Origin of the sequence: Brevibacillus sp. HB2.2 (assembly GCF_013284275.1) — a bacterium.
Classification (GTDB): domain Bacteria; phylum Bacillota; class Bacilli; order Brevibacillales; family Brevibacillaceae; genus Brevibacillus; species Brevibacillus brevis_D.
Genome location: NZ_JABSUV010000017.1, coordinates 66,139 through 87,731, shown reverse-complemented (window position 1 = coordinate 87,731; position 21,593 = coordinate 66,139). Strand labels below are relative to the sequence as shown.

Genomic DNA, 21,593 nt, shown 5'->3' with positions numbered 1-21,593 from the left:
TCGTAACATTTATGACTGACTTTCCCAACACTACTGCCGTATCGTCAGCACAAGAAGACGAGTTTTTTACTAAAATAAAAAACTTTACTTAAGTTAATTTATATACTAAGATAAATGAAAATGGAAATATGGAAAAAGGAGTCCAAGATGGCAGAAGCATTAACCCTACGTGAGAAAAAGAAAGCCAAAACCAAATTCGCCCTTCTGGACGCTGCCTTGGAGCTAATAGGCGACGGGAGCTTCCGAAATGTACTGGTGGATGACATTTGCGAACGAGCAGAGGTGTCGAAGGTCACATTCTTTAAATTTTTCCCGCAAAAGGAAGAGCTCTTGGTTTATTACATGAGCATTTGGCAAGCAGAGTGTTTCATTGAGCTGCAGAGTACTGGCAAGAGAGGCTGGGAAGCGGTGCGGCATATTTTTGCCAAGGTTACGAGCGATGGTGTGAAGCAGCCGGGGATCATGCTTAGCCTTATCAGCTTTTTAGCCGAGCAAAAAATGCACCCGAGTGTCCCGCTTCTATCTGATGCCGAATTGCATTTGCGCTTCCCCGCACATGAGGAGAGAGAAGCCATTAGAGCTACTGATCTGCATCAGCTTTTCCAAAAGTGCGTGCAAGAAGCAGCCGAGGATGGTCAGCTGGCCCTTCACCTATCGGAGGAGGAAGCCGTTATTTTGCTATTCTCGATGTTTTACGGAGCCTATCTAACTGCGCATTTGTTTCATGTGTCTGATTATATGGCGTGTTACGAACTGCATCTCAAATCATTGATAAGGTAGGGGAGTCGGATGGCAAAAGTAGTTCCGGGGCGTTTTACAGCACAAATGGAAGGATCTTTCGTCGTATTTATCATCGGGATGCGTATCAATCGTATGCTTGCGGTTCATAAGTGGATGCCAGTAGCCAATGCGATGGGAGGCATGATGCGGGAGTTGTATCAGCACCCGGAGCTAGGACTATTGGGGCACACTTCGCATTTTAATCTGCGTGAAATCACCCTAATCCAGTATTGGCGATCCTATGAGCATCTGGAAAATTACGCGAGAAAAAACCACAATCATTTGAGCGCGTGGAGGAAGTTCAATCAAGCGGTAGGAACGGATGGAACGGTTGGGATTTTTCACGAGACGTACTTGGTCGATGCAGGAAAATACGAATGCCTATACGGAAATATGCCTGTCTGGGGATTGGCCAAGGCGGGTGAGCATCTACCGGCTGTGGGAAAAAGGGAGACGGCACGCCGCCGTTTGGGCGGTGAGAACGAGCCAGCGCTTCCTACTCCTACTCAATAAGAGAAGATACCTCGGAAGCAATTACATTCTGTCGCAAACAAGCACAAGGTCGCCCCGCTTCTGCTGTGGGCGACCCTTTTGCCTTTAAAAGTCAGGCAGGCGATCCAAATTGTTTTCCTTGATGCCGTCTGGCTCACTCCGCAGAATGTCTCTCCCATACTTGTGAAACACGTCTACATGAGCCAGCTTGCCAGCCTTTGCATCGTTGAGTGCGGTGATATAGTCGAGCTCTCGGCCAGTGTCCGTTTTAAAGGCGATCAAGTCTCCATCTTCGTTTTTCCTGACGGCGACGATTTGCTCTTTTCCGGTATTCGTCAGCGGACTGTTATCTTCATTTTCCTGGATCGCCTGTTGTTCTCCGGCATTTTTGTACGATTCATAAATTTGTTCAAAGTTTCGTTGATCCATGTATCATCCCTCCTCATCAGTAGGGTGCCTAAAATGGGGGAGAACATGTATTCGTTTTGGCATTTACCCTTCCGGCAACAGATGAGAGATTTCTACAACCACCCCTTTTTCCAAAAAGAGGCGCGGGATGCGATTACTGAGGGTGGCAACGACTTCATAATTGATCGTTCCGAGCATTTCGGCAATCTCATCGACAGGAATCTCGCGGTTTCCTTGCTTGCCGTAAATCACGACTTCATCGCCTTGCTTTCCACTGCCATCTCCCAAGCTGACCATCATCTGATCCATCGTCACTCGCCCTGCGATCGGCAACCGTCTGCCTCGATACAGAACAAATCCCCGGTTAGAGAGCGCGCGCGAATACCCGTCGGCATAACCGATTGGAACCGTCCCGATGACCTCTCCGCGTTTTGCTATGTAGGTAGCGCCATAACTGATGGTAAACGGCGGCGTCAGCATTGTCTTCACATAGGAAAAGCGCGATTTCAAGCTGAGAGCCGGAACGAGCTTGACGCGATTGAGTTGGCGAATATAAGCGGATGGGTACAGCCCATACATGCCGATTCCGAGGCGGATCATATCGGCGCTGTATTCGGGAAAAGCAATGGTAGCGGCGGTGTTGCACATGTGGACGGTTGGAAGCTCGAAGCCTCGTTCCTTCAGATAACGAAGATACTGAACAAACAACTCGTGCTGCGCTTTGGTCAATGTGTGATCCGGTTCATCCGCAGTGGAAAAATGGGTGAAGATTCCGGTCCATGCAAGTGAAGAGCTTGACGTTAAGGCCGTCACGACTGAAAGCAACGCAGATTTTGTCCGTACGCCCAAACGTCCCATACCTGTATCGATGTTGATATGGATGTTTAGACGATTAGTGAAAGCTGTTGATTTGATTATTTTATCGGCTTTTTTGATCCAATCGGTCTGGAAGGCAGACAGTTCAATATTCCAGGCGATCGCCTCCTTGACACGTGAAAGGGGTGTGAATCCCAGCACGAGTATAGGGGCTACAATTCCCGCCTTTCGCAAGACGATGCCTTCTTCCAGAATGGCGACAGCGAGGGAAGTAGCCCCGTACTCAAGGGCATGGCGTGCTACTCCGACAGAACCATGGCCATAGGCATTTGCTTTTACAACCGCCATGATTTTCGTCTGTTTAGGAATATGCCGGCGTATCGCCTGAATGTTTTTCTTGATGGCATCGAGATTTACCTCAATCCAGGTTTCGCGAAACAACTGATTCATCACGAATCCCTCCCTTTTTCTAGGAAACAATCCCTCTTTCATGCGTATTCATCGCATCTTCCACTTAAGCGTGGCCTATCAGGAAGGAAACGTAAAAAGAGCAGACTGCCGAATACTCGGAGTCTGCCCTTTTTGTTGGGTGGGTGCTGATACGAACTTATTTGTTATTCGTTTGCTTACGCGTTTACTGGTTTGCCTTCATCCAGCAATTGACGCAGAACCGTTTGCAGGATACCACCATTGCGGTAGTAGTCTACGTCTACCATGGAATCGAGGCGCACGATTACTTCGAATTCGAAAGTGCTTCCGTCTTTCTTCGTTGCTTCCACTTTTACGCGTTGACCAGGTTGAACATCATCGGAGAGACCTACAATGTTGAAGGACTCAGTACCGTCGATGCCGAGGGACTTCCAGCTTTGGTCACCAGCAAATTGCAGAGGCAGAACGCCCATACCAACCAGGTTAGCACGGTGGATACGCTCGAAGCTCTCAGCGATAACTGCTTTGATACCCAAGAGGAATGTACCTTTTGCTGCCCAGTCACGGGAAGAACCAGTACCGTACTCTTTACCAGCCAGTACAACGAGTGGAGTACCGTCTGCTTGATACTTCATGGAAGCATCATAGATGGACATTACTTCGTCAGTTGGCAAGTATTTGGTTACGCCGCCCTCAGTTCCAGGAGCTACTTGGTTGCGGATACGGATGTTTGCAAATGTACCGCGCATCATTACATCGTGGCTACCACGACGAGCACCGTAGGAGTTGAAGTCTTTGCGCTCTACGCCGTTTGCTTGCAGATACAGACCTGCTGGGCTAGTTGGCGAGATGTTACCCGCTGGGGAGATATGGTCAGTTGTCACAGAATCACCGAAGAGTGCGATGGTGTTCGCTGCTTTGATGTCTGCGATCTTAGCGATTTCTCCAGCCAGGTTTTGGAAGAATGGCGGTTCTTGGATGTACGTGGATTTTTCATCCCACTCGTACAGGTCGCCAGTTGGAACGTCGATTTTGTTCCAAGCTTCGTTTTGCGTGAACACTTGGCCGTACTCAGCGCGGAACAGAGCAGGATTCATCGCTTTGTCCATTGCAGCTGCGATCTCTTGTGGAGATGGCCAGATGTCTTTCAAGAATACAGGTTGACCGTCTTTGCCAGTGCCGATTGGCTCTGTAGTCAGGTCGATATCTACAGTACCTGCCAGTGCATAGGCGATAACCAATGGAGGGGAAGCGAGGTAGTTCGCTTTAACCTGTGCATGGATACGGCCTTCGAAGTTACGGTTACCGGAGAGTACCGCTGCAACTGTCAGATCTTCGTCTGCGATAGCTTTGCTGGTTTCCTCTGGCAATGGACCGGAGTTACCAATGCAAGTGGTGCAACCATAACCTACTACGTTGAATCCGATAGCATCCAAGGAGTCGATCAGACCAGCGTCAGTCAGGTATTGTGTAACTACGCGGGAACCTGGAGCCAGGGAGCTTTTTACGAAAGCAGGCTTTTTCAGGCCTTTTTCCACAGCTTTTTTCGCCAGGATACCAGCACCCAGCATTACGCTAGGATTTGATGTATTGGTACAGGAAGTGATCGCTGCGATTACAACCGCACCCGTTTTCAGCGTAGCTTTTTCACCGTTTGGATAAGCAACTGGTGCGCTAGCTGCGATTTTCTCTTCAGAGAGACCAAATCCGCCTTTGTCGATCGGCGTACGGAGGCTGTTATTGAAGGATTCCTTCATAGCAGTCAGTTCTACGCGGTCTTGAGGACGTTTTGGACCAGCCAAGCTAGGTACAACTGTGGACAGATCCAGTTCCAATGTCTCGGAGAACACTGGGTCAACAGTCTCGTCAGTACGGAAGAGGCCTTGTGCTTTGGTGTAAGTTTCAACCAAGGAGATGAGGTCTTCTTCACGACCGGTTTGACGCATGTAGTTGAGTGTTTCAGCATCTACTGGGAAGAAGCCCATTGTAGCGCCGTACTCAGGTGCCATGTTTGCTACGGTAGCGCGGTCAGCCAGCGAGATGTTGGACAGGCCTGGTCCGTAGAACTCCACGAATTTACCTACAACGCCTTTTTTACGCAGCATTTGCGTAACAGTCAGAGCGAGGTCAGTTGCAGTTGCACCAGCATTCAGTGTGCCAGTCAGTTTGAAACCAACTACTTCTGGCGTTACGAAATACAGAGGTTGGCCGAGCATTCCTGCTTCTGCCTCGATACCACCAACACCCCATCCAAGAACACCAAGACCGTTGATCATAGTGGTGTGGGAGTCAGTACCTACGAGAGAGTCAGGGAAAGCAACCAATTCGCCATCTACTTCACGAGTAGCGATTACAGTTGCGAGGTACTCCAAGTTTACTTGGTGAACGATACCAGTAGCTGGAGGAACCGCACGGAAGTTGTCAAACGCAGTTTGTGCCCAACGCAGGAAGCGGTAGCGCTCTTGGTTGCGTTCGAATTCCAATTTCATGTTGTTGTCCAGAGCGGACGCGTTACCGAAATCGTCAACCATGACGGAGTGGTCGATAACGAGGTCAACTGGAACCAATGGGTTGATTCGTTTTGGATCTCCACCAGCGCGCTTCATCGCGATGCGCATCGCTGCCAAGTCAACTACAGCCGGTACACCGGTGAAGTCTTGCAGAACGATACGAGCTGGCATGAGAGGAACTTCTTGGTTTTCGTCGCGGCCTTTTGTCCAGGTCGCCAATTGTTGTACGTGTTCTTTGGTGATCGCACGGCCGTCGAACTGACGTACAGCAGCCTCGAGCAGAACTTTAATGGAGAACGGCAGTTTGGAAACATCGCCCAATCCTTGTTCTTCCAACCCTTGCAGGCGATAGTAAGCAAAAGACTTGTCGCCTACTTGCAGGGATGACTTTACTTTGTAAGCATCTTTGTTAGCCAATGTATACAACCTCCCTATAATATCTTGGAGTTTCATCTGGTGAAACGTTGTTTCGTTTCTTCATTACGAACCTATTATATACGATTTGTTTCCCGGCTTCTACCCCAAATTCATCATTTATATACAAAAATCACAGGTAAAGAAAATTGGATCAGAAACGTCTTCTTATTAGAAAGAAGATAATTGCACGCACTACAATATTATCCCGTTTATATTTCGTTTACATTCATGCAGTATCTTATCACTTGTAAGTGAAAATGAGGAGGAAAAAGGGGAGAAATGAACGAATGGAACAAACCAATAGCGTAGCGAAATGGGGAAACTGGCGGCCTTTTTTTCGATTAATAAGGGGAACAAAGCCATCCAAGCTAAAAATCGGTGTCGCATTGTTCATGAGCATCGCCACCACACTGGTGAGCTTAGTGATTCCACTGTTTACGAAGGATTTGGTGGACGGTTTTTCCCTGTCTACGATCACCACACCACAAATCATTCTATTGATCGTTGCCTTTGTCGCACAAGCCATTGCAGGCGGGTTATCCATCTACTTATTAAATCATGTCGGCGAGAGTGTGGTGGCCTCACTCCGTGAACGACTATGGAAAAAATTGCTCGTCCTGCCGATCTCTTATTATGATAACAACCGGACAGGTGATACGATCAGTCGAATGACCAACGATACCGGCGTTGTGAAAAGCCTGATTACGGAGCACCTCTCCAGCTTTTTTACAGGATTGATCACGATTGTTGGTTCTGTGGTGACCTTGCTCTACCTCGATTGGCAAATGACGTTAACCATGCTCATTGCTGTACCGCTGTGCATCGGGATTCTCATGCCGCTTGGCAGTCAGATGTACAAAATTTCGAAAGGTCTGCAAAATGAGACTGCCAGCTTTACAACTATTATGAATCAAGTGCTCCAAGAGATGCGGCTCGTCAAATCATCGAATGCCGAAACCCACGAACTGGGAATGGGAACAAAGGCAATCGGAAATTTGTTCCGATTTGGATTAAGAGAAGGAAAAGTCCAAGCCGTCATTGGACCGCTAATGTCCTTTATCCTGATGGTGCTGCTCGTAGTTGTGATCGGCTATGGTGGCATGCGCGTGTCCATGGGAGCATTGACAGCTGGTGAACTGGTTGCGTTTATTTTGTATCTGGTGCAAATTGTCATCCCACTGGGGCAATTCACACAGTTTTTCACCTCGTTACAAAAAGCCATGGGGGCAACCGAAAGAATCATTGCGACTCTCGACGCCGAAGAAGAAGATCTTTTGACAGGACGGACGCTTGAAAACGCGGGACTGCCCATCCATTTGAGCCATGTGAGCTTCGCCTATGAGAACGGGGAAAAGATTCTCGATGATGTCAGCTTTACGATTGGGGCCGGAAAAGTAAATGCGATTGTCGGACCGAGCGGCAGCGGCAAGACGACGTTGTTTTCCTTGGTTGAAAGGTATTACCAGCCAATCAGTGGAGAAATCAGGCTGGGCAATGATCCCGTCACGGATTTTTCCTTGAAGTCTTGGAGAAGTCAAATCGGCTACGTGTCCCAGGAAAGTCCATTGATCGCCGGAACCATCCGAGAAAATATTTGCTACGGGATTTCACGGACGATTAGTGACGAGGAGCTGAAGGAAGCGGCAAAGATGGCCTATGCGGATCAATTTATTGAGGAATTGCCGAATGGCTATGAGACAGAAGTAGGGGAGCGAGGCATGAAGCTATCGGGTGGACAGCGCCAACGAATCGGCATTGCCCGTGCACTGCTTCGCGACCCGCAAATCTTGATGCTGGATGAAGCTACCTCTAGTTTGGACAGCAATTCCGAGATGATCGTCCAGAAGGCATTGCAAAATTTGATGAAGGGACGTACCACTTTAGTGATTGCCCATCGCTTGTCGACTGTGGTGGAAGCAGATCAAATCATTTTTTTGGAAAAGGGAAAAATCACAGGTATGGGTACACATGAAGAGCTTTATCAAACCCATGAGATGTACCGGGAATTGGCTAGTCAGCAATTGCTCGTAAAAGAGAGGGTGTAGAATGTGACCACGATTATGGTAGTCGACGACGATCCGCATATTCGCGAGCTCGTCAGCGTCTTCTTGCGCAATGAAGGCTTTACGATAGTGGAAGCCGTTGACGGACAGGAGGCACTGGACAAACTGGAGTCGGTTGCCGCCCAACTGGTGATTCTTGACATCATGATGCCGAACATGGACGGCTGGGAGCTGTGCCGAAAGCTTCGCGAGCATTATGATTTTCCCTTGCTGATGCTGACTGCGAAGGGAGAGACCTCGCAAAAAATCAAAGGCTTTGAGCTAGGGACAGACGATTATTTGGTGAAGCCGTTTGATCCGCAGGAGCTGGTCGTCCGGGTAAAAGCGCTGCTCAAGCGCTACCGGATTGCCGCTTCGCATCAGGTTCAAGCAGGAAATCTCCTACTTGATCGCAAAACATTTGCAGTCGCCAGTGGGACGAAAACATGGACGATTCCACTAAAGGAGTTCGAGCTGTTGTTCAAACTGGCCAGCTATCCCGGGCAGACTATTTCCCGCGAGCAGCTGATCGAACAAATATGGGGCTATGATTTTGAAGGAAATGAGAGGACGGTAGACGTGCATATCAACCGATTGCGGGAGCGTTTTCCGGAAGCGATGTACGGCTTTTTGATCCGGACGGTCCGGGGACTTGGTTATCGTTTGGAGATTGTTGTATGAAAAAGAGGCGACAAGACGAACATTCCTATATTTTGCTGAAAAAAATCGTAGGAGTTGTGGGCATATGTGCTGTTTTTGCCTTGTGCGGGCTAGGTGCATACGGGATTACCACTCTCTTTTATAGCTATATGGGCTATCATCCCAATGATCTTGTAAAAGTGTTGATCCATTCCGTTTTGAACTGCCTATTGTTTATTGGGGTTGGGATAATTATTTCTTTCTTCACCATGTCAAGGCATCGAGGCAGGTTTCAACCATTGATTGATGCGCTCAGACGAATTGCCATGGGGGATTTTCGAGTCAATCTCGACATCAAGCTGGCGCATGAATGGGGGGAGCTGGTGGACGGCATTAATCATGTGGCGGAACAATTAAATGAAATGGAGAAGCTGCGGCAGGAGTTCATCTCTAATGTTTCCCACGAAATTCAATCACCGTTGACGTCCATTAGCGGGTTTGCTCGCGCCCTGCATAATGAAAGACTTCGCCCAGAAGAGCGCATTCGTTACCTGGAGATTATCGAGTCGGAAAGCAAGCGGCTGTCCAAAATCAGCGACAACCTGCTTAAGCTCACTGCGCTAGAGGGCATCCAGCATGATTTGGAGCGGAAGCGGTATCGGTTGGACACGCAATTACGCGCACTCATCCTCGCCAGCGAGCCGCAATGGATGGCGAAAGCGATTGAAATGGACATAGACCTGGAAAAAGTCGAAATCGTCGCCGACGAGGATATGCTGAGTCAAGTCTGGACCAACTTACTTGGCAACAGCATCAAATTCACGGAGGCAGGCGGGAAAATCAGCGTAAAGCTGGAGACGGTAAACGGTGAAGTGCTCGTGAAAATAACCGACTCGGGAATGGGGATATCCAAGGAAAATCAGGAGCGCATTTTCGAAAGATTTTTCAAGGCGGACTTATCGCGAAACAGAGCCAATTCGGGCAGCGGCCTGGGGCTGGCGATCGTGAAAAAAATAATCGATTTGCACCAAGCTACGATTGTCGTTGAGAGTGAAGAAGGGAAAGGTACCACGTTTACGATTACATTTGTTCAAACGGGATAAAAAAGCTGCCCCTTCGTCCGAGTGACGGTCTGGGACAGCTTATTTTTATTACAGGTAGACCAGTTACGCGCCGATATACTTGGCATGAAGCGAACGTGCCAGGCTGACGTCATCTGTGCCTTGCACGAGGACGCGACCATCCGGGAAAATAACGAGCGTGTACGTATCAACACGGAAACGCAGCAAAAACTTGTTCTGCTCGACTTGTCCTAAAGGGGAAAGTCTAGCTGCCAATGCATGCAGATCAAGTGTCATTGCAGCGGCGGGTGAGATTTGTACGGTGTCTCGACCGCAAAGCGAAACGGCTTGTCCATCTTGGGTATCCGGCTGCAAAAACGAAAATTGCTTCTGCCCACATGTCGGACAGTCGTCTCGGCGGGCATTGACCACCTTGATTTGCTGATGGCGGTTATGCCAAATCTCAAAGTGCTCCAAATTCGGATTGAGCTCATCGATTGCGCCTACTAACAGCTTGAATGCTTCCGTTGCCTGATAGGAGGCGACGATGTGAATGATCGGTCCGATGACGCCAGCCGTGTCACAGGTAGGCATCTCACCCGGGTTTGGCGCTTCAGGGAAAAGACAGCGCAAGCAAGGTGTGATTCCCGGACGAATCGCGGTAAAGGTTCCAGTCGCACTCACAGCGCCACCGTACACCCACGGAATACTATGTTTAACGCAAACATCGTTCACGAGGTATCTCACCTGAAAATTATCTGTCGCATCTAAAACGAGATCGACATCTGCCAGCAATTCCTCCGCATTGTAAGCGGTGAGGTCTGCGACGATCGGTTCGATGGTAACGGCTGAGTTGATCTTCGTCAGCTTGGCGTGAGCGGCGATTGCCTTTGGCAAATGCTCGGCTGCATCGGATTCATCGTAGAGCATTTGACGCTGTAGGTTGCTCGGCTCGACGAAGTCGCGGTCAATGATGCGGACAAAACCTACTCCAGCCCGAACCATATGATTGGAGAGAACCGTTCCGAGCGCTCCCATGCCGACAATGGCTACACGGCTTTGACCGAGTTTTTCTTGTCCACTGCGCCCGATCGGATGAAACAATATTTGACGGGAATAGCGAGTATCCAAGGCGTTACTCCACCTTTCCTTCTGGCATCGCAAGCGGATTCCACGGTCCTTGTTGATGTCCCTTCCACTCGCTTCCATCTTCCCACATTTCTTTTTTCCAAATGGGAACGATCTGCTTGAGTCGTTCGATGGCATAACGGCCTGCTTCAAACGATTCATTGCGATGCGCTGTTGCAACGGCACAAACAACTGCAATCTCTTCCACAGTCAAATGACCGATACGATGGTGCATCGCGACTTGTGCTCCCGGCCAGCGTTCCTCGATCTCTGCTGCGACCTGCTTCATTTTTTCAACCGCCATAGGCGCATATGCTTCATAGGACAAATACACGGTGCGCTGACCATGGGTGAATTCCCGAACAGTTCCGACAAAAGTAAGGATCGCACCCGCGTGCGGGTTGCTCACCAGACGAACGAGCTTGTCCGCAGAAATAGGCTCCTCGGTAATGGCAAAGCGCGGGTCTTCTTCTCCGCCGCTTACTGGAGGTAAGAGGGCAATCTCGTCGTCGGCTGAAATGACCTGATTTTTCGCTGCATATTCATGGTTGATGGAGACAAAGCAACTGCCCAAAAGCGCAGAGAGCGCAGGATATTCTTTTTCCACTGCTTGCAGAAGATCGCTAACGGTAGCACCTTCAGATAAGGTCAACTGTACTTCCCGGGCATTCGCACGTTCGGCGAGTCCGGCAAATAACAAGATCGTAATGGTCAAGACAATTCCTCATTTCCCTGGATGATACTACTCTCTAGGCTAGACGATATCATAAACCGATCAAAGTTGCCAATGAATGGGGTGTTACAATCAAGGGTTGATGCTAAGGGGCGAAGCCTTCCTGACTCAAATAAATCTGATCTGGGGGAAAAACACGCAATAGCCGATCATAGACGATCCGATAGGCGGAAGGATCGTACCATTGGTCCAGTCCAAGCTGTTCATAGAGAGCGGGAATGCCGTTTCTTTTCGTGCGTTTACCGCCGCTGCCATCTCCCATATAAAAATCGTCGACACAGACACGGGTGACCAGGGGACGCAAAATCTCCGGGAATGACTCACTGCTCGGTAAAACAGGGGCAATCGTTGCTTGTGTAGGGATGCCTGCTCCCGCCAAACGTTGGAGTGTTTTGAGTCGCGCTTGAATAGGGGGAGCTTGTGGGCTAAAGTGCCTGCGAATCTCCTCCAAATCGGTCTCGATGGTCATGCTGACGCGGACGCGTTCACCCAGCAGGAGCAACAAATCGGCATCCCGCCAAACCAAGGGACTTCTCGTCTGCACCAGCAAAAAATCAGGTGGATTCTCTACCATGACTTCGAGTAAAGACCTCGTTACCTTTTCCGTTTGTTCGATGGGCTGGTATGGGTCTGTACTCGAAGACATGAAGATGGTCACCTTTCCTTTTTTCTTAGCCCGCAAAAGCTCCTTGCGCAATAAATCGGCAGCTTGCTGTTTGATATCTACCCATGTGCCCCATTGCTCGTTGCGAAACAAAGAGACAGGCATTTGCCGAACATAGCAATAGGAGCAGGCGAAAGAACAGCCTGTATACGGATTGAGCGAATGGGTGTAATCCACAAGAAATCCGCTTCCTTTATTAAGGAGGGTTTTCGGCACTTTATAGGAAAGGATGCTTTTCATATGGGGCGTTCCTCACTTTGCATCATGAAAAATAATTCCGAGGCTGTAGCGCTTTCCTGAGGTAATCGTGCTGACACCGTGGCGCAGCGTATTTTTATAGTAGCCTCGCGTACCCTGCACAGGACGGTAGGATGTCGGGAAAATCAGACCAGCGCCTTGGTCCAAGGTTATTACATGTCCCCGGCTCTGCGCGCGCGGCCGTTGCTCCATCAGTAGAAATTCTCCGCCCCTGTAGTCCTTCTCCTTCTGATTCAAGGCAAAAACCACTTGAAACGGGAAGAACACCTCGCCGTACATATCCTGATGCAAGCAATTATAGCCATCTGTCTCGTATTTCAAAATTAATGGAGTAGAGCGCAGCTGACCCTGATCGTGACAGTGGGCCAAAAATTCAGGGAGGGTAGCAGGATAAATAGCTTCGCGACCAAGCAGTTCCAGCCACCGATTTGCAGTCTGCGCAAGCATCGGATAAAAGCCTTCGCGAAGCTCCTGCAAAAGCGGGGGAAGGGGAGCCTGATAATAGCGATACTCGCCTTCACCGAAACGGTACCGCGCCATCTGGATCGTATTGCGAAAAAGCTCATCCTGTCCGTACATAGCGATTAATTCTTCGCACGCATCCGCGCTTATTAAAGAAGGAAAAGCAGCATACCCTTGTTCATCTAGCTCCTGTTGCATGGATTGCCAGTCAAGTGCAGCAATCCTCTCTGTCACTGATTTAGCCATGCTTCACACCCCGATTTGCCTTTTTCTCCAGATCGAGCAGAGTTGTCTTCATGGGCAGTCCTCCGCGATAGCCAGTCAGTGAACCATTTTTACCGACGACACGGTGGCAGGGGACTGTAATGAGAACCGGATTGGCACCGATTGCGGCACCGACGGCACGAACAGCAGCGGGCTTTTCAATGATGTTTGCAATGTCGGTGTACGATGCCGTTTGACCGTATGGGATTTGGCGCAGTGCCTCCCAGACAGCAAGCTGAAAAGGCGTTCCAGACAGGTCGCAATCCATGGAAAAATGCTCGCGCGTCCCCTGCAAATACTCCATTAGTTCTGTTGCAAAAGGCTTTAGCCACGGATCGTCTTGCACCAGTGCACTGTGTGGGCGATGCTTTTCAACCCACACTTTCAATTCAGCAAAAGGCTGGTTGACTGAGCCGACATAACAAAGCCCGGAAGCCGTTGCAGCCAAATAAATGCTCCAATCCCCATGTCTTAGTATTGACCAGCGTACCGTCTGATCCTTCTTCGTTTCCATTTCCATACGCCTCCTTTGAGCTGTGTACGCACAGTATACCTCCAGCATCTGTTCTTCGTACGTTTTTAGGAGTGGATGAGCAAGATAACGAAACTACGCCATCTACATTCCCATTGCTTTTATCCAGCGGCGGGAGTAAGGTAGGAGAAGATAGAGGAGGAACGATACTCGTATGACTGATCAATTAACACATTTTAACGAACAAAATCGAGCGCGGATGGTAGACGTGTCTGAGAAGGACGTCACAAAACGGGTGGCTGTAGCCGAGAGCCAAGTCAGCATGAAACCCGAAACCCTCGCCCGAATCCGCGAAGGTCGAATCGAAAAGGGCGATGTACTCGCCGTAGCGCAGGTAGCAGGTGTCATGGCTGCCAAAAAAACGTGGGAAATCATCCCGATGTGTCATCCGCTGCCATTGACTGGCATCGACATACAGTTTGCTTTTGTAGACGAAACGACGCTTGCGATTACAGGAACCGTGAAGACGACAGGGAAAACAGGCGTCGAGATGGAGGCTTTGACCGCTGTAAGCGTAGCGGCTTTGACGGTGTATGACATGTGCAAAGCCATGGATAAAGAAATGATTATCGGTCCGACCAGTCTGCAATCCAAAACAGGCGGAAAAAGCGGCGATTTCCATCGGGGAGAGAAGTAAGCCATGAGGCAAAAGTGGGAATCTTATCCGAGCAGCATTCGTTTATTGGCGATTGCTGCCGTCATTTTTTCTACCGGAATGGCATGTATTTGGCCGCTGGTCACGATTTATATTCATAACCATCTCGGAAAGCCGCTGACTGTAGCCGGCTTCTTGTTGCTTTTAAATCAAGGCGCATTCTTGATCGGGAGTATTGTCGGCGGGATGCTGTTTGACCGCTGGGGCAAAATGCGCACCATCATTGTCGGTTCCATCGGCGTTATCCTAATTTCGCTCGGTTTAGGTGCTACGCAGGATTTTACGATTTATGTTGTGTTGCTTCTCTTGAATGGACTGTTTTATGGATTACTTTCTCCTGTGATGAATGCATTGGCCGTCGTTTTGTGGCCGGACGGAGGACGTAAAGGAATCAATCTGATTTATGTCACTCTCAATGTGGGGGTAGCTGCCGGTTCTGCGTTGGGTGGCTTCTTGGCCAGTGTGTCATTTGCCTGGACGTTTTTCGGCAATGCCATCTCACAAGTGATCGTCCTCGCTATGTTCCTACTCATTTTGCCGCGCCAGTTAAAAATGGTGGAACAACAACGCCAAAACTCGACGACTGGACAAAGCATGCCTGAGCAAGCAACTGATGATGTGCTGCGACAATCACAGCAAGAGCCAAAGGTGGTATGGGGAGCCTTGCTGCTATTATGCGGGGGGCTATTAATTAGCTGGATTGTGTATGTACAATGGACAACGGTGCTGTCAACCTATATGCAATCCTTGGGCATTTCCCTCCGTCAATACAGTCTGTTGTGGACGCTGAACGGCGGCTTGATCCTGTTTGGTCAGCCATTGATTGCCTGGGTCATTCGACGCTTTGCCCGAACGCTAAAAGCCCAAATGCTCTTGGGCGCCTATATTTTTGCCTTGTCGATGCTGATTTTGTCGCAATCAACGGCTTATGCAGGCTTTGTGGCGGGGATGTTCATCATGACGCTGGGCGAAATGCTCGTGTGGCCAGCGGTGCCAGCAGTTGCTGCACAGTTTACGCCAGAGGGACGAGAAGGCTTCATTCAAGGGCTGATTGCGGGGACTGGATCAGCTGGGCGGATGCTTGGACCACTGCTCGGCGCATTCATCTTCCAATCGATTCACGCGCAGGGACTATTGTTCGTGATGGCAGGCTTGTGTCTGTTGTCTGTTGCATTCTTCGCCTTCCACACCTCTTTTCATAAAAGAAGGCATCACGTGCCGGTACAGAATCAAGCATCTTGACACGATTTGCGTGCTCAAGTAGTATGATATAGACGAAAAAACAGTATATTCCGTGTGTTTGACTTATTCAGAGAGGTGGAGGGACTGGCCCTATGAAGCCCGGCAGCGGATCTGTTCCATGTATGGACAGATGCTGTGCCAATTCCAGCAGGATTTTTTCCTGACAGATAAGGACGTGACCAAGCTGATCTCCCCCTTTTTCTGTATGGAAAAAGGGGGTTTTACTGTATTGGCCCAAGAAAGGAATGGAAGAAAGATGCGCATTCAACCCGCCGATATGATTGATCGACTCCCTACCCAGTTTTTTGCGACCCTGGTGGCAAAAGTAAACAAGGTCATTGCGCAAGGCCATGACGTCATTAACCTGGGGCAGGGCAATCCCGATTTGCCGACACCGCCGCATATTATTGAAGAATTACAGGCGCAAGCGGCACAACCACTCCATCACAAATATCCGCCTTTTCAGGGACGCATGGAACTGAAGCAGGCAGTAGCTCATTGGTATAAGCAAGAATTTGATGTGGACCTCGATCCGGAGGAAGAAGTAGCGATTTTGTTTGGCAGTAAAACCGGACTCGTAGAGATTTGCCAAGTACTCATGAATGCAGGCGATGTTGCACTGGTTCCAGACCCAGGCTATCCGGATTATTGGTCGGGGGTTGCTGTTGTCAACGGACGGATGGTCATGATGCCGTTGAAGGCGGAAAATGACTTCTTGCCAGACTACAGCCAGCTGTCCCAGGCTGATTTGGATCGAGCCAAACTGATGTTTCTCAACTATCCGAACAATCCGACAGCAGTCAACGCACCACTTGAGTTCTATGAGGAAACCATTCGTTTTGCCCGAAAACATGAAATCGTCGTCTGCCACGACTTCGCCTACGGGGCGATCAGCTATGACGGGAAAAAGCCGGTCAGCTTCATGCAGGTTCCAGGTGCAAAAGAAGTGGGTGTAGAATTTTATACCTTGTCCAAAACGTACAACATGGCAGGCTGGCGAGTAGGTGCCATGGTAGGTAATCGCGAGCTGGTTCGTCTGATTAACCTCATTCAGGACCATTACTTCGTCAGTCTGTTCGGTGCAGTACAGATGGCGGCAGCCAAAGCGATGACGGATTCGCAACAGTGCGTCCGCGATCTCGTCACTGTCTACGAAAGCCGCCGCAATGCCTTGTACTCCAATCTGCATCGGATTGGCTGGCAGGCTCCGCCATCTCAAGGTTCGTTTTTTGCTTGGCTTCCTGTTCCAAACGGCTTCACATCTGTGGAGTTCTCTGACCTACTTTTGGAAAAAGCGCATGTCGTCGTAGCGCCAGGAAATGGCTTTGGCCCGACAGGTGAGGGTTATGTGAGAGCAGCTTTGTTATCCAATGAAGAGCGTCTCGCGGAAGCGGTTCAGCGGATTGAGCGGTTAGGGTTATTTACAAAAACAAAATAAACGCGAGGCAAATTGGCCACACTACCGTATAGATGGAGTGTGGCTTTTTTCTTCTAGAATAAAAATCATTCTCATTATTGACAGATAATGATTTTCATTATACGATGTCATTGTTGTTAATGATAATTAGTCTCAGCGAGAGCGGGAGGGTACCATGCGCTATCAGATTAACGGTTACACGGATATGTATACGGTGATCGCCAACGAGCGAAAAATCGGCGGAGCCATTGAAGCAGGCCAGATTCGCTTGCGGACGGGAGAAGTTTACGCCAATGCTGTTCTCACTCGTTTGGAAATGTCAGGTGCGCATTTTTGCTCGATCGGATTTGTTACGGAAGAAGGCAAAAGGCTGATTGTCCATGTGAATGATATCAGCATGATCGCTGATGCTCGTCACGTCAACGTATGTGAGCTGACGAACGAATGCATGAGAGTAGAGAAGTCAGCAGAGAGACTGAAGCGATTGAAGCGACTCTGTGAGCTGAATGAAGGCAGCTGTACGCCGACCTTCCAGGAAGAGGCACTGCTGTTGGCAAGCGATATCGGTATGGAAGAAGCGTCCAATCATGTCGACCTCTCTTTCCTTCCCCAAACAGAGAAACCACGTGTGTTCCGTATTGCTTAGGAAAATATAGCCCATACATATGGACCCCTTTTCGTTTCATACGAAGAGGGGTTTTTTGCATGCAGTGCGTGAAGACTAATGGTTGAACAACCGCTCGACATAGTCAAAACCTATCTGCTCATAGCTAGCAAAGATTGGACTTACGCTGTTGACAGTGATAAAACAAGGATAAGCAAAATCAAGGGGGAACGGAACATGGAGTACTCATTTTCAAAATCTGTCGAAGCACTATCCTCCTCGGCTGTCCGGGAAATCTTGAAGCTGACCCAAGGCAATCAAGTGCTCTCGCTCGCAGGTGGACTGCCAGCAGAGGATTCTTTTCCAATCGCAGAGATGCGCGAAGCGTTTAACCGCGCATTTGAAAAAGGCGCAAAAGCTCTTCAGTACGGATTGACCGATGGATACCTGCCGCTTCGAGAGTGGATTGCATCCCGCATGAAGCAAAAGCATATGAACGTCGGTGCAGATAATATGATCATCACTACGGGCTCTCAGCAAGCAGTTGACTTGTTGTGCCGTGTATATTTAGAAGAAGGCGATGTCGTTCTCGTCGAAAACCCTACTTATTTGGCAGCAGTTCAATTGTTCCAATTCCGGGGAATCAAAGCGATTCCGGTAGACGGTGATGCCAATGGGATGGATTTGGACGATCTGGCGAAAAAAATTGCCCAGTATCGCCCGAAAATGGTATACGTCATTCCTACCTTTGCCAATCCGACAGGAAAGGTATGGAGCCTTGAGCGCCGTCTCGGCTTGCTTCGTCAATGCAAGGCGCAAAACATTCTCATCCTGGAAGACGATCCATATGGAGAGATCCAATTCGATGGGGAAGCTCCGTACCGTTCCATTTTCTCACTGGATGAGCACCCGACCGATTGCTGTGTCGTGTACACCAGTACCTTTTCCAAAATTGTCGCACCAGGCTTGCGTACCGGATGGGCCATCGGAGATACACGCGTGATTCAAATGATGGTGAAGGCGAAGCAAGCAGTTGATTTGCAGTCGAGCACAATCGACCAGTACGCTCTGTATGAACTGTTGTCCCGTTTTGATCTGGAGCGTCACATTGAGAAAATCCGCGAGTCCTACAAGGCGCGCATGGAATGGATGCATGAGCTCTTGGTTGCGCAAAACTGGGAGGGTGTACAGTGGGAAAAACCAAGAGGCGGGATGTTCCTCTGGGTGAATCTGCCTGAGCACTTCGATGCAGAGAAGCTGCTGGCCCAATCGGTAAAGGAAGGCGTGGCATTCGTGCCAGGGAAGCCGTTTTATGCAGCCGAGCCGCATCTCAATACGATGCGCTTGAACTATACGCTCTTGAACCGGGAAGACACGGAGCTTGCGATTTCACGACTGGGCAAGGCATTCCACGCCTACAGCGAATCATTGGTGACAAATGTGTAATGGAATGCAAAAAGACAACCATTCTCAAGGAGCTGGTTGTCTTTTTTATGCATGTTTACTGGGATAGCTCTCTTTGTGCCCGATCCAGCCATTCATTTACAAGCTCTGTAAACAGAAGCGGCTGCTCGATCTGCAAATTGTGACCGGCACAATCGAGAGCGGCAAAAGAAGAGCGGGGATAGGCTTCGATGATATCCCAAATATCGCGATAACCGACAGACTGATCTTGTTTCCCCACAACAAATAGACTCGGATGGGGGAAGGGGGCCGTATCTAATGGGAAGGAGACGCCATACGCTTGTCTAATTTTCATGAGAAAAGCAGGGTCAGAAAGCATGTAGCCGTCGATAATCTCTTTTTTATAGCGATTCCACGTATAATCGGTAGCGACTACCGCCATCGACTCAAACTCCGCACGTTCCGTCTCACTCAACTGCTCCCATAGGGAAGGCTCCTCTACTAGGACGGGTTTATCCGGCAGTGTGCGTTTTTCTTTGTCAGGAATGACATTTGGGCAGATGAAAAGGGCACCCTTTACTTGGTCCCGGCGCTTCTCGATAACTGCTCGTGTAAGATATCCGCCGTATGATTCACCTGCAATGAAAAAGGGTTCACCTGGAATGAGTTGATCGATGAACGCGAGTACAACCTCCAAAATATCGTCCGTGGTGTGGATATGTTCGTAGTTTTCTGTTTGTCCCATTCCTGGCAGGTCTATGTAAAGTCGTCGGTACCCCGGACGTTTCTCAAAAATCGGTTCCAGACAACCAGTCATGCAGCGGTGATCAAGTGAAAAGCCGTGAATCATCACGACAGGAAAACCGCTTCCGATCTCTTCATAATAAAGGTTGACGCCATTGACCTCGCATCTCATAAAAAGCCCCCCAACGACATTTATGTCAGACTGTTTGGAAAGTTTGGAACGTACGTTCTTATTATAAGTGATCTGTTACATATTTCAAGGATGAAAAAACACACCCACAACGAGAAACGTCAATGGGTGTGTCAAAGGGCTTCCTATTCTTCTGTTTCTTCCAAGGTGCAAATGGCGCTTGGACGCTTGATACGCAATACAACGCACTCATAGACACGGAACAGACTGTTCATTTGTTCGTCTCCAAGGAATGCGGAGTCGAAGTCTTCCGCAATCGCCAGATCGAGATTGTGGCGACCAGTTGCTACCAATACGCCGGAACGGCCTTTAATGGTAGGGGATTGGAAGACACCATCTGTAACGAGATTGCGAACGTGCTCGATCTCAAGCACGTTGGTGCCCTTGTGCACGCGATGCAAGAGAGAGTAGAGCTCAGGAGAAACAACCAGTGCATACGGACCGCTATGGCCCATTTTCAGCAGCTTGTTGCGTGCTTCCACGATGTCGGCAAACGCATTGCCAGATTCCATCCAATCGCTCTTTAGATGAGTGAGGCGTCCTTTTACGTTCATCAGACCATGAAGGTCGAATTCCGCAGCACCGTTGAAGATCAAATCGTCTTCCATCAGTGCACCACCAGCAGCTGCGTTGGCAGCCGCGCTCATGTCCAAAGGCATGCCCAGTGTGCGTGCTTGGGCAACGTCGCGCCAGTAGAGCATGAAATCCTTGTACAGGATCGGAATCGTCATGCTGACACGGCGGCTAGGCTGTGTCATTTCCAGTGATTCTCCGCGCAGGGAGAGACCACCAAAACGGGATTCCTCATATACATCGTTGGTAATGGTTTGGATACCTTCACCCAATGGTCCATAAATATCGATAAAACGACGTCCCACTAGCTGACGGCGAGCCATGTCAACGACAGTTGCGTCCAGTTGATTCCATTCTTCCGTCGTCAAGGGAGAGTCTGGGTATTTACGAAGCTTGTCCATAGTGTAACCTCCATGTCATTTCAGGATTTCCGATTCTTTACATTCCTTTCAAGCTGCCAACTGTCAGTCCTTTTTTACCGGAAACGGCAGGGGCGGAATGCTTGATCACGGAAGCAACACCGTGAGGAGCGGAAGCAGAGGCTTTCAAATGATCTACTTGGTGAATGTCGTGCCCCTCATCGTGATCAGTGAGATCAGGATGAGCCGCATCAGAGAATCGTTGGCTCATGTTCGCCATGATCTCTTTGACTGTCAAATAGTCTGTATGCGTCTTTTCACGCATGCCATCTAGGAGCTGACGTGTTTCGTCATCCTTGAATTCGTACAAAGAGAGCTCCAGATGCTCGCGGAAATTGTGCAGTCCAAAACGTTCCAGATTCACATCGGACAGCATTTGCGAGAGGTCCCGATCACTGAGCTGATCCAGGCTTTTTCCTGCTGACAGCTTCTCCAGGTAGGGAACCAATTCCTGCAAGCGACCCATGCGCTGTTCTTCTTCTTCCAAAATGTGATGGTAATAAAGACGAGTGTGCTCGTCCGTTGCCGCATCGATAATCGGCTGGATAACGCCCATGAAGCTGTTGATGTAACCTCTGGTGCGATCAAAAATGGCGTGCAGCTGTGTAATTTCTTGCACCCTACGCCACCTCCTCATTCACAATCTATTTTTTCATTATACCGTTGGAAAAAACACCCGGGCAACACCTATGTACATTTTCTTATGACTG

At 49.2% G+C, this 21,593-nt stretch carries 21 protein-coding genes and 1 riboswitch; of the genes, 10 read left to right on the top strand and 11 right to left on the bottom strand.

Annotation, left to right across the window (positions count from 1 at the left end):
• The first annotated feature begins 147 nt into the window (after window positions 1-147).
• Both HP401_RS14560 and HP401_RS14555 read left to right on the top strand, forming a co-directional pair.
• Window positions 148-780, top strand: coding sequence for a TetR/AcrR family transcriptional regulator (locus tag HP401_RS14560; protein ID WP_173605489.1), 633 nt, complete (start codon window positions 148-150; stop codon window positions 778-780).
• A gap of 9 nt (window positions 781-789) precedes the next feature.
• Window positions 790-1,293: a DUF4188 domain-containing protein gene (locus HP401_RS14555; protein WP_087346465.1), complete on the top strand. Its 504-nt coding sequence runs from the start codon at window positions 790-792 to the stop codon at window positions 1,291-1,293.
• An 84-nt stretch (window positions 1,294-1,377) separates the two neighbouring features.
• Here HP401_RS14555 and HP401_RS14550 read toward each other — a convergent pair whose 3' ends face one another.
• The 3 genes from HP401_RS14550 to acnA all read right to left on the bottom strand — a co-directional run bounded on the left by HP401_RS14550 (window position 1,378) and on the right by acnA (window position 5,852).
• On the bottom strand, window positions 1,378-1,701 hold the full coding sequence (locus HP401_RS14550) for a DUF3892 domain-containing protein (protein WP_016742071.1): 324 nt from the start codon (window positions 1,699-1,701) through the stop codon (window positions 1,378-1,380).
• A 63-nt stretch (window positions 1,702-1,764) separates the two neighbouring features.
• Complete coding sequence (gene alr, locus HP401_RS14545; protein ID WP_173605488.1) at window positions 1,765-2,946, bottom strand: alanine racemase; 1,182 nt, start codon at window positions 2,944-2,946, stop codon at window positions 1,765-1,767.
• A gap of 176 nt (window positions 2,947-3,122) precedes the next feature.
• Window positions 3,123-5,852: an aconitate hydratase AcnA gene (gene acnA / locus HP401_RS14540; protein WP_087346477.1), complete on the bottom strand. Its 2,730-nt coding sequence runs from the start codon at window positions 5,850-5,852 to the stop codon at window positions 3,123-3,125.
• Between the two features lie 287 nt (window positions 5,853-6,139).
• Here acnA and HP401_RS14535 point away from each other — a divergent pair, with 287 nt between their 5' ends.
• The 3 genes from HP401_RS14535 to HP401_RS14525 are packed head-to-tail and all read left to right on the top strand — an operon-like array spanning window position 6,140 to window position 9,636.
• Window positions 6,140-7,897 (top strand): ABC transporter ATP-binding protein, encoded by a 1,758-nt coding sequence (locus tag HP401_RS14535; RefSeq protein ID WP_173605487.1) that lies wholly within the window; start codon window positions 6,140-6,142, stop codon window positions 7,895-7,897.
• Window positions 7,898-7,912: 15 nt separating this feature from the next.
• Window positions 7,913-8,575 carry a response regulator transcription factor gene (locus HP401_RS14530; RefSeq protein WP_208759454.1) on the top strand — a complete coding sequence of 221 codons (663 nt, stop codon included), beginning with the start codon at window positions 7,913-7,915 and terminating at the stop codon, window positions 8,573-8,575.
• A complete protein-coding gene (locus HP401_RS14525; RefSeq protein ID WP_173605486.1) occupies window positions 8,572-9,636 on the top strand; it encodes a sensor histidine kinase in 1,065 nt (354 codons plus the stop codon). Before HP401_RS14530 ends, HP401_RS14525 begins: the two co-directional genes overlap by 4 nt.
• 63 nt (window positions 9,637-9,699) lie before the next feature.
• On the opposite strand, the gene HP401_RS14520 is transcribed toward HP401_RS14525, so the two are convergent.
• The 5 genes from HP401_RS14520 to HP401_RS14500 all read right to left on the bottom strand — a co-directional run bounded on the left by HP401_RS14520 (window position 9,700) and on the right by HP401_RS14500 (window position 13,617).
• The gene (locus HP401_RS14520; protein WP_173605485.1) at window positions 9,700-10,725 is read right to left on the bottom strand and encodes a ThiF family adenylyltransferase; all 1,026 of its coding nucleotides are present in this window, start codon (window positions 10,723-10,725) and stop codon (window positions 9,700-9,702) included.
• Between the two features lie 4 nt (window positions 10,726-10,729).
• Window positions 10,730-11,437 (bottom strand): molybdenum cofactor biosynthesis protein, encoded by a 708-nt coding sequence (locus tag HP401_RS14515; RefSeq protein ID WP_016742078.1) that lies wholly within the window; start codon window positions 11,435-11,437, stop codon window positions 10,730-10,732.
• A gap of 103 nt (window positions 11,438-11,540) precedes the next feature.
• Window positions 11,541-12,359, bottom strand: coding sequence for an SPL family radical SAM protein (locus HP401_RS14510; protein WP_173605484.1), 819 nt, complete (start codon window positions 12,357-12,359; stop codon window positions 11,541-11,543).
• Between the two features lie 12 nt (window positions 12,360-12,371).
• A complete protein-coding gene (locus tag HP401_RS14505; protein WP_173605483.1) occupies window positions 12,372-13,085 on the bottom strand; it encodes a 2OG-Fe(II) oxygenase in 714 nt (237 codons plus the stop codon).
• Entirely contained in the window at window positions 13,078-13,617 is a 540-nt protein-coding gene (locus HP401_RS14500; RefSeq protein ID WP_173605482.1) for a methylated-DNA--[protein]-cysteine S-methyltransferase, read from the bottom strand. The genes HP401_RS14505 and HP401_RS14500 overlap by 8 nt, the downstream gene beginning before the upstream one ends.
• A gap of 172 nt (window positions 13,618-13,789) precedes the next feature.
• Here HP401_RS14500 and moaC point away from each other — a divergent pair, with 172 nt between their 5' ends.
• The 5 genes from moaC to HP401_RS14475 all read left to right on the top strand — a co-directional run bounded on the left by moaC (window position 13,790) and on the right by HP401_RS14475 (window position 18,999).
• On the top strand, window positions 13,790-14,272 hold the full coding sequence (moaC, locus tag HP401_RS14495; protein WP_173605481.1) for a cyclic pyranopterin monophosphate synthase MoaC: 483 nt from the start codon (window positions 13,790-13,792) through the stop codon (window positions 14,270-14,272).
• A gap of 3 nt (window positions 14,273-14,275) precedes the next feature.
• Complete coding sequence (locus tag HP401_RS14490) at window positions 14,276-15,532, top strand: MFS transporter (RefSeq protein ID WP_173605480.1); 1,257 nt, start codon at window positions 14,276-14,278, stop codon at window positions 15,530-15,532.
• A 60-nt stretch (window positions 15,533-15,592) separates the two neighbouring features.
• Window positions 15,593-15,706: riboswitch (SAM riboswitch) on the top strand.
• Window positions 15,707-15,788: 82 nt separating this feature from the next.
• Window positions 15,789-16,970: a pyridoxal phosphate-dependent aminotransferase gene (locus HP401_RS14485; RefSeq protein ID WP_173605513.1), complete on the top strand. Its 1,182-nt coding sequence runs from the start codon at window positions 15,789-15,791 to the stop codon at window positions 16,968-16,970.
• A gap of 154 nt (window positions 16,971-17,124) precedes the next feature.
• Window positions 17,125-17,595 carry a hypothetical protein gene (locus tag HP401_RS14480; protein ID WP_016742085.1) on the top strand — a complete coding sequence of 157 codons (471 nt, stop codon included), beginning with the start codon at window positions 17,125-17,127 and terminating at the stop codon, window positions 17,593-17,595.
• Between the two features lie 195 nt (window positions 17,596-17,790).
• Window positions 17,791-18,999: an aminotransferase-like domain-containing protein gene (locus tag HP401_RS14475; RefSeq protein ID WP_173605479.1), complete on the top strand. Its 1,209-nt coding sequence runs from the start codon at window positions 17,791-17,793 to the stop codon at window positions 18,997-18,999.
• Between the two features lie 55 nt (window positions 19,000-19,054).
• Here the strand turns inward: HP401_RS14475 and HP401_RS14470 are convergent, their stop codons facing one another.
• The 3 genes from HP401_RS14470 to HP401_RS14460 all read right to left on the bottom strand — a co-directional run bounded on the left by HP401_RS14470 (window position 19,055) and on the right by HP401_RS14460 (window position 21,502).
• On the bottom strand, window positions 19,055-19,873 hold the full coding sequence (locus tag HP401_RS14470) for an alpha/beta fold hydrolase (RefSeq protein WP_173605478.1): 819 nt from the start codon (window positions 19,871-19,873) through the stop codon (window positions 19,055-19,057).
• A gap of 143 nt (window positions 19,874-20,016) precedes the next feature.
• Window positions 20,017-20,865, bottom strand: coding sequence for a family 1 encapsulin nanocompartment shell protein (locus tag HP401_RS14465; RefSeq protein ID WP_173605477.1), 849 nt, complete (start codon window positions 20,863-20,865; stop codon window positions 20,017-20,019).
• A 37-nt stretch (window positions 20,866-20,902) separates the two neighbouring features.
• Complete coding sequence (locus HP401_RS14460) at window positions 20,903-21,502, bottom strand: IMEF encapsulin system ferritin-like cargo protein (RefSeq protein ID WP_016742089.1); 600 nt, start codon at window positions 21,500-21,502, stop codon at window positions 20,903-20,905.
• Window positions 21,503-21,593: the final 91 nt, after the last annotated feature.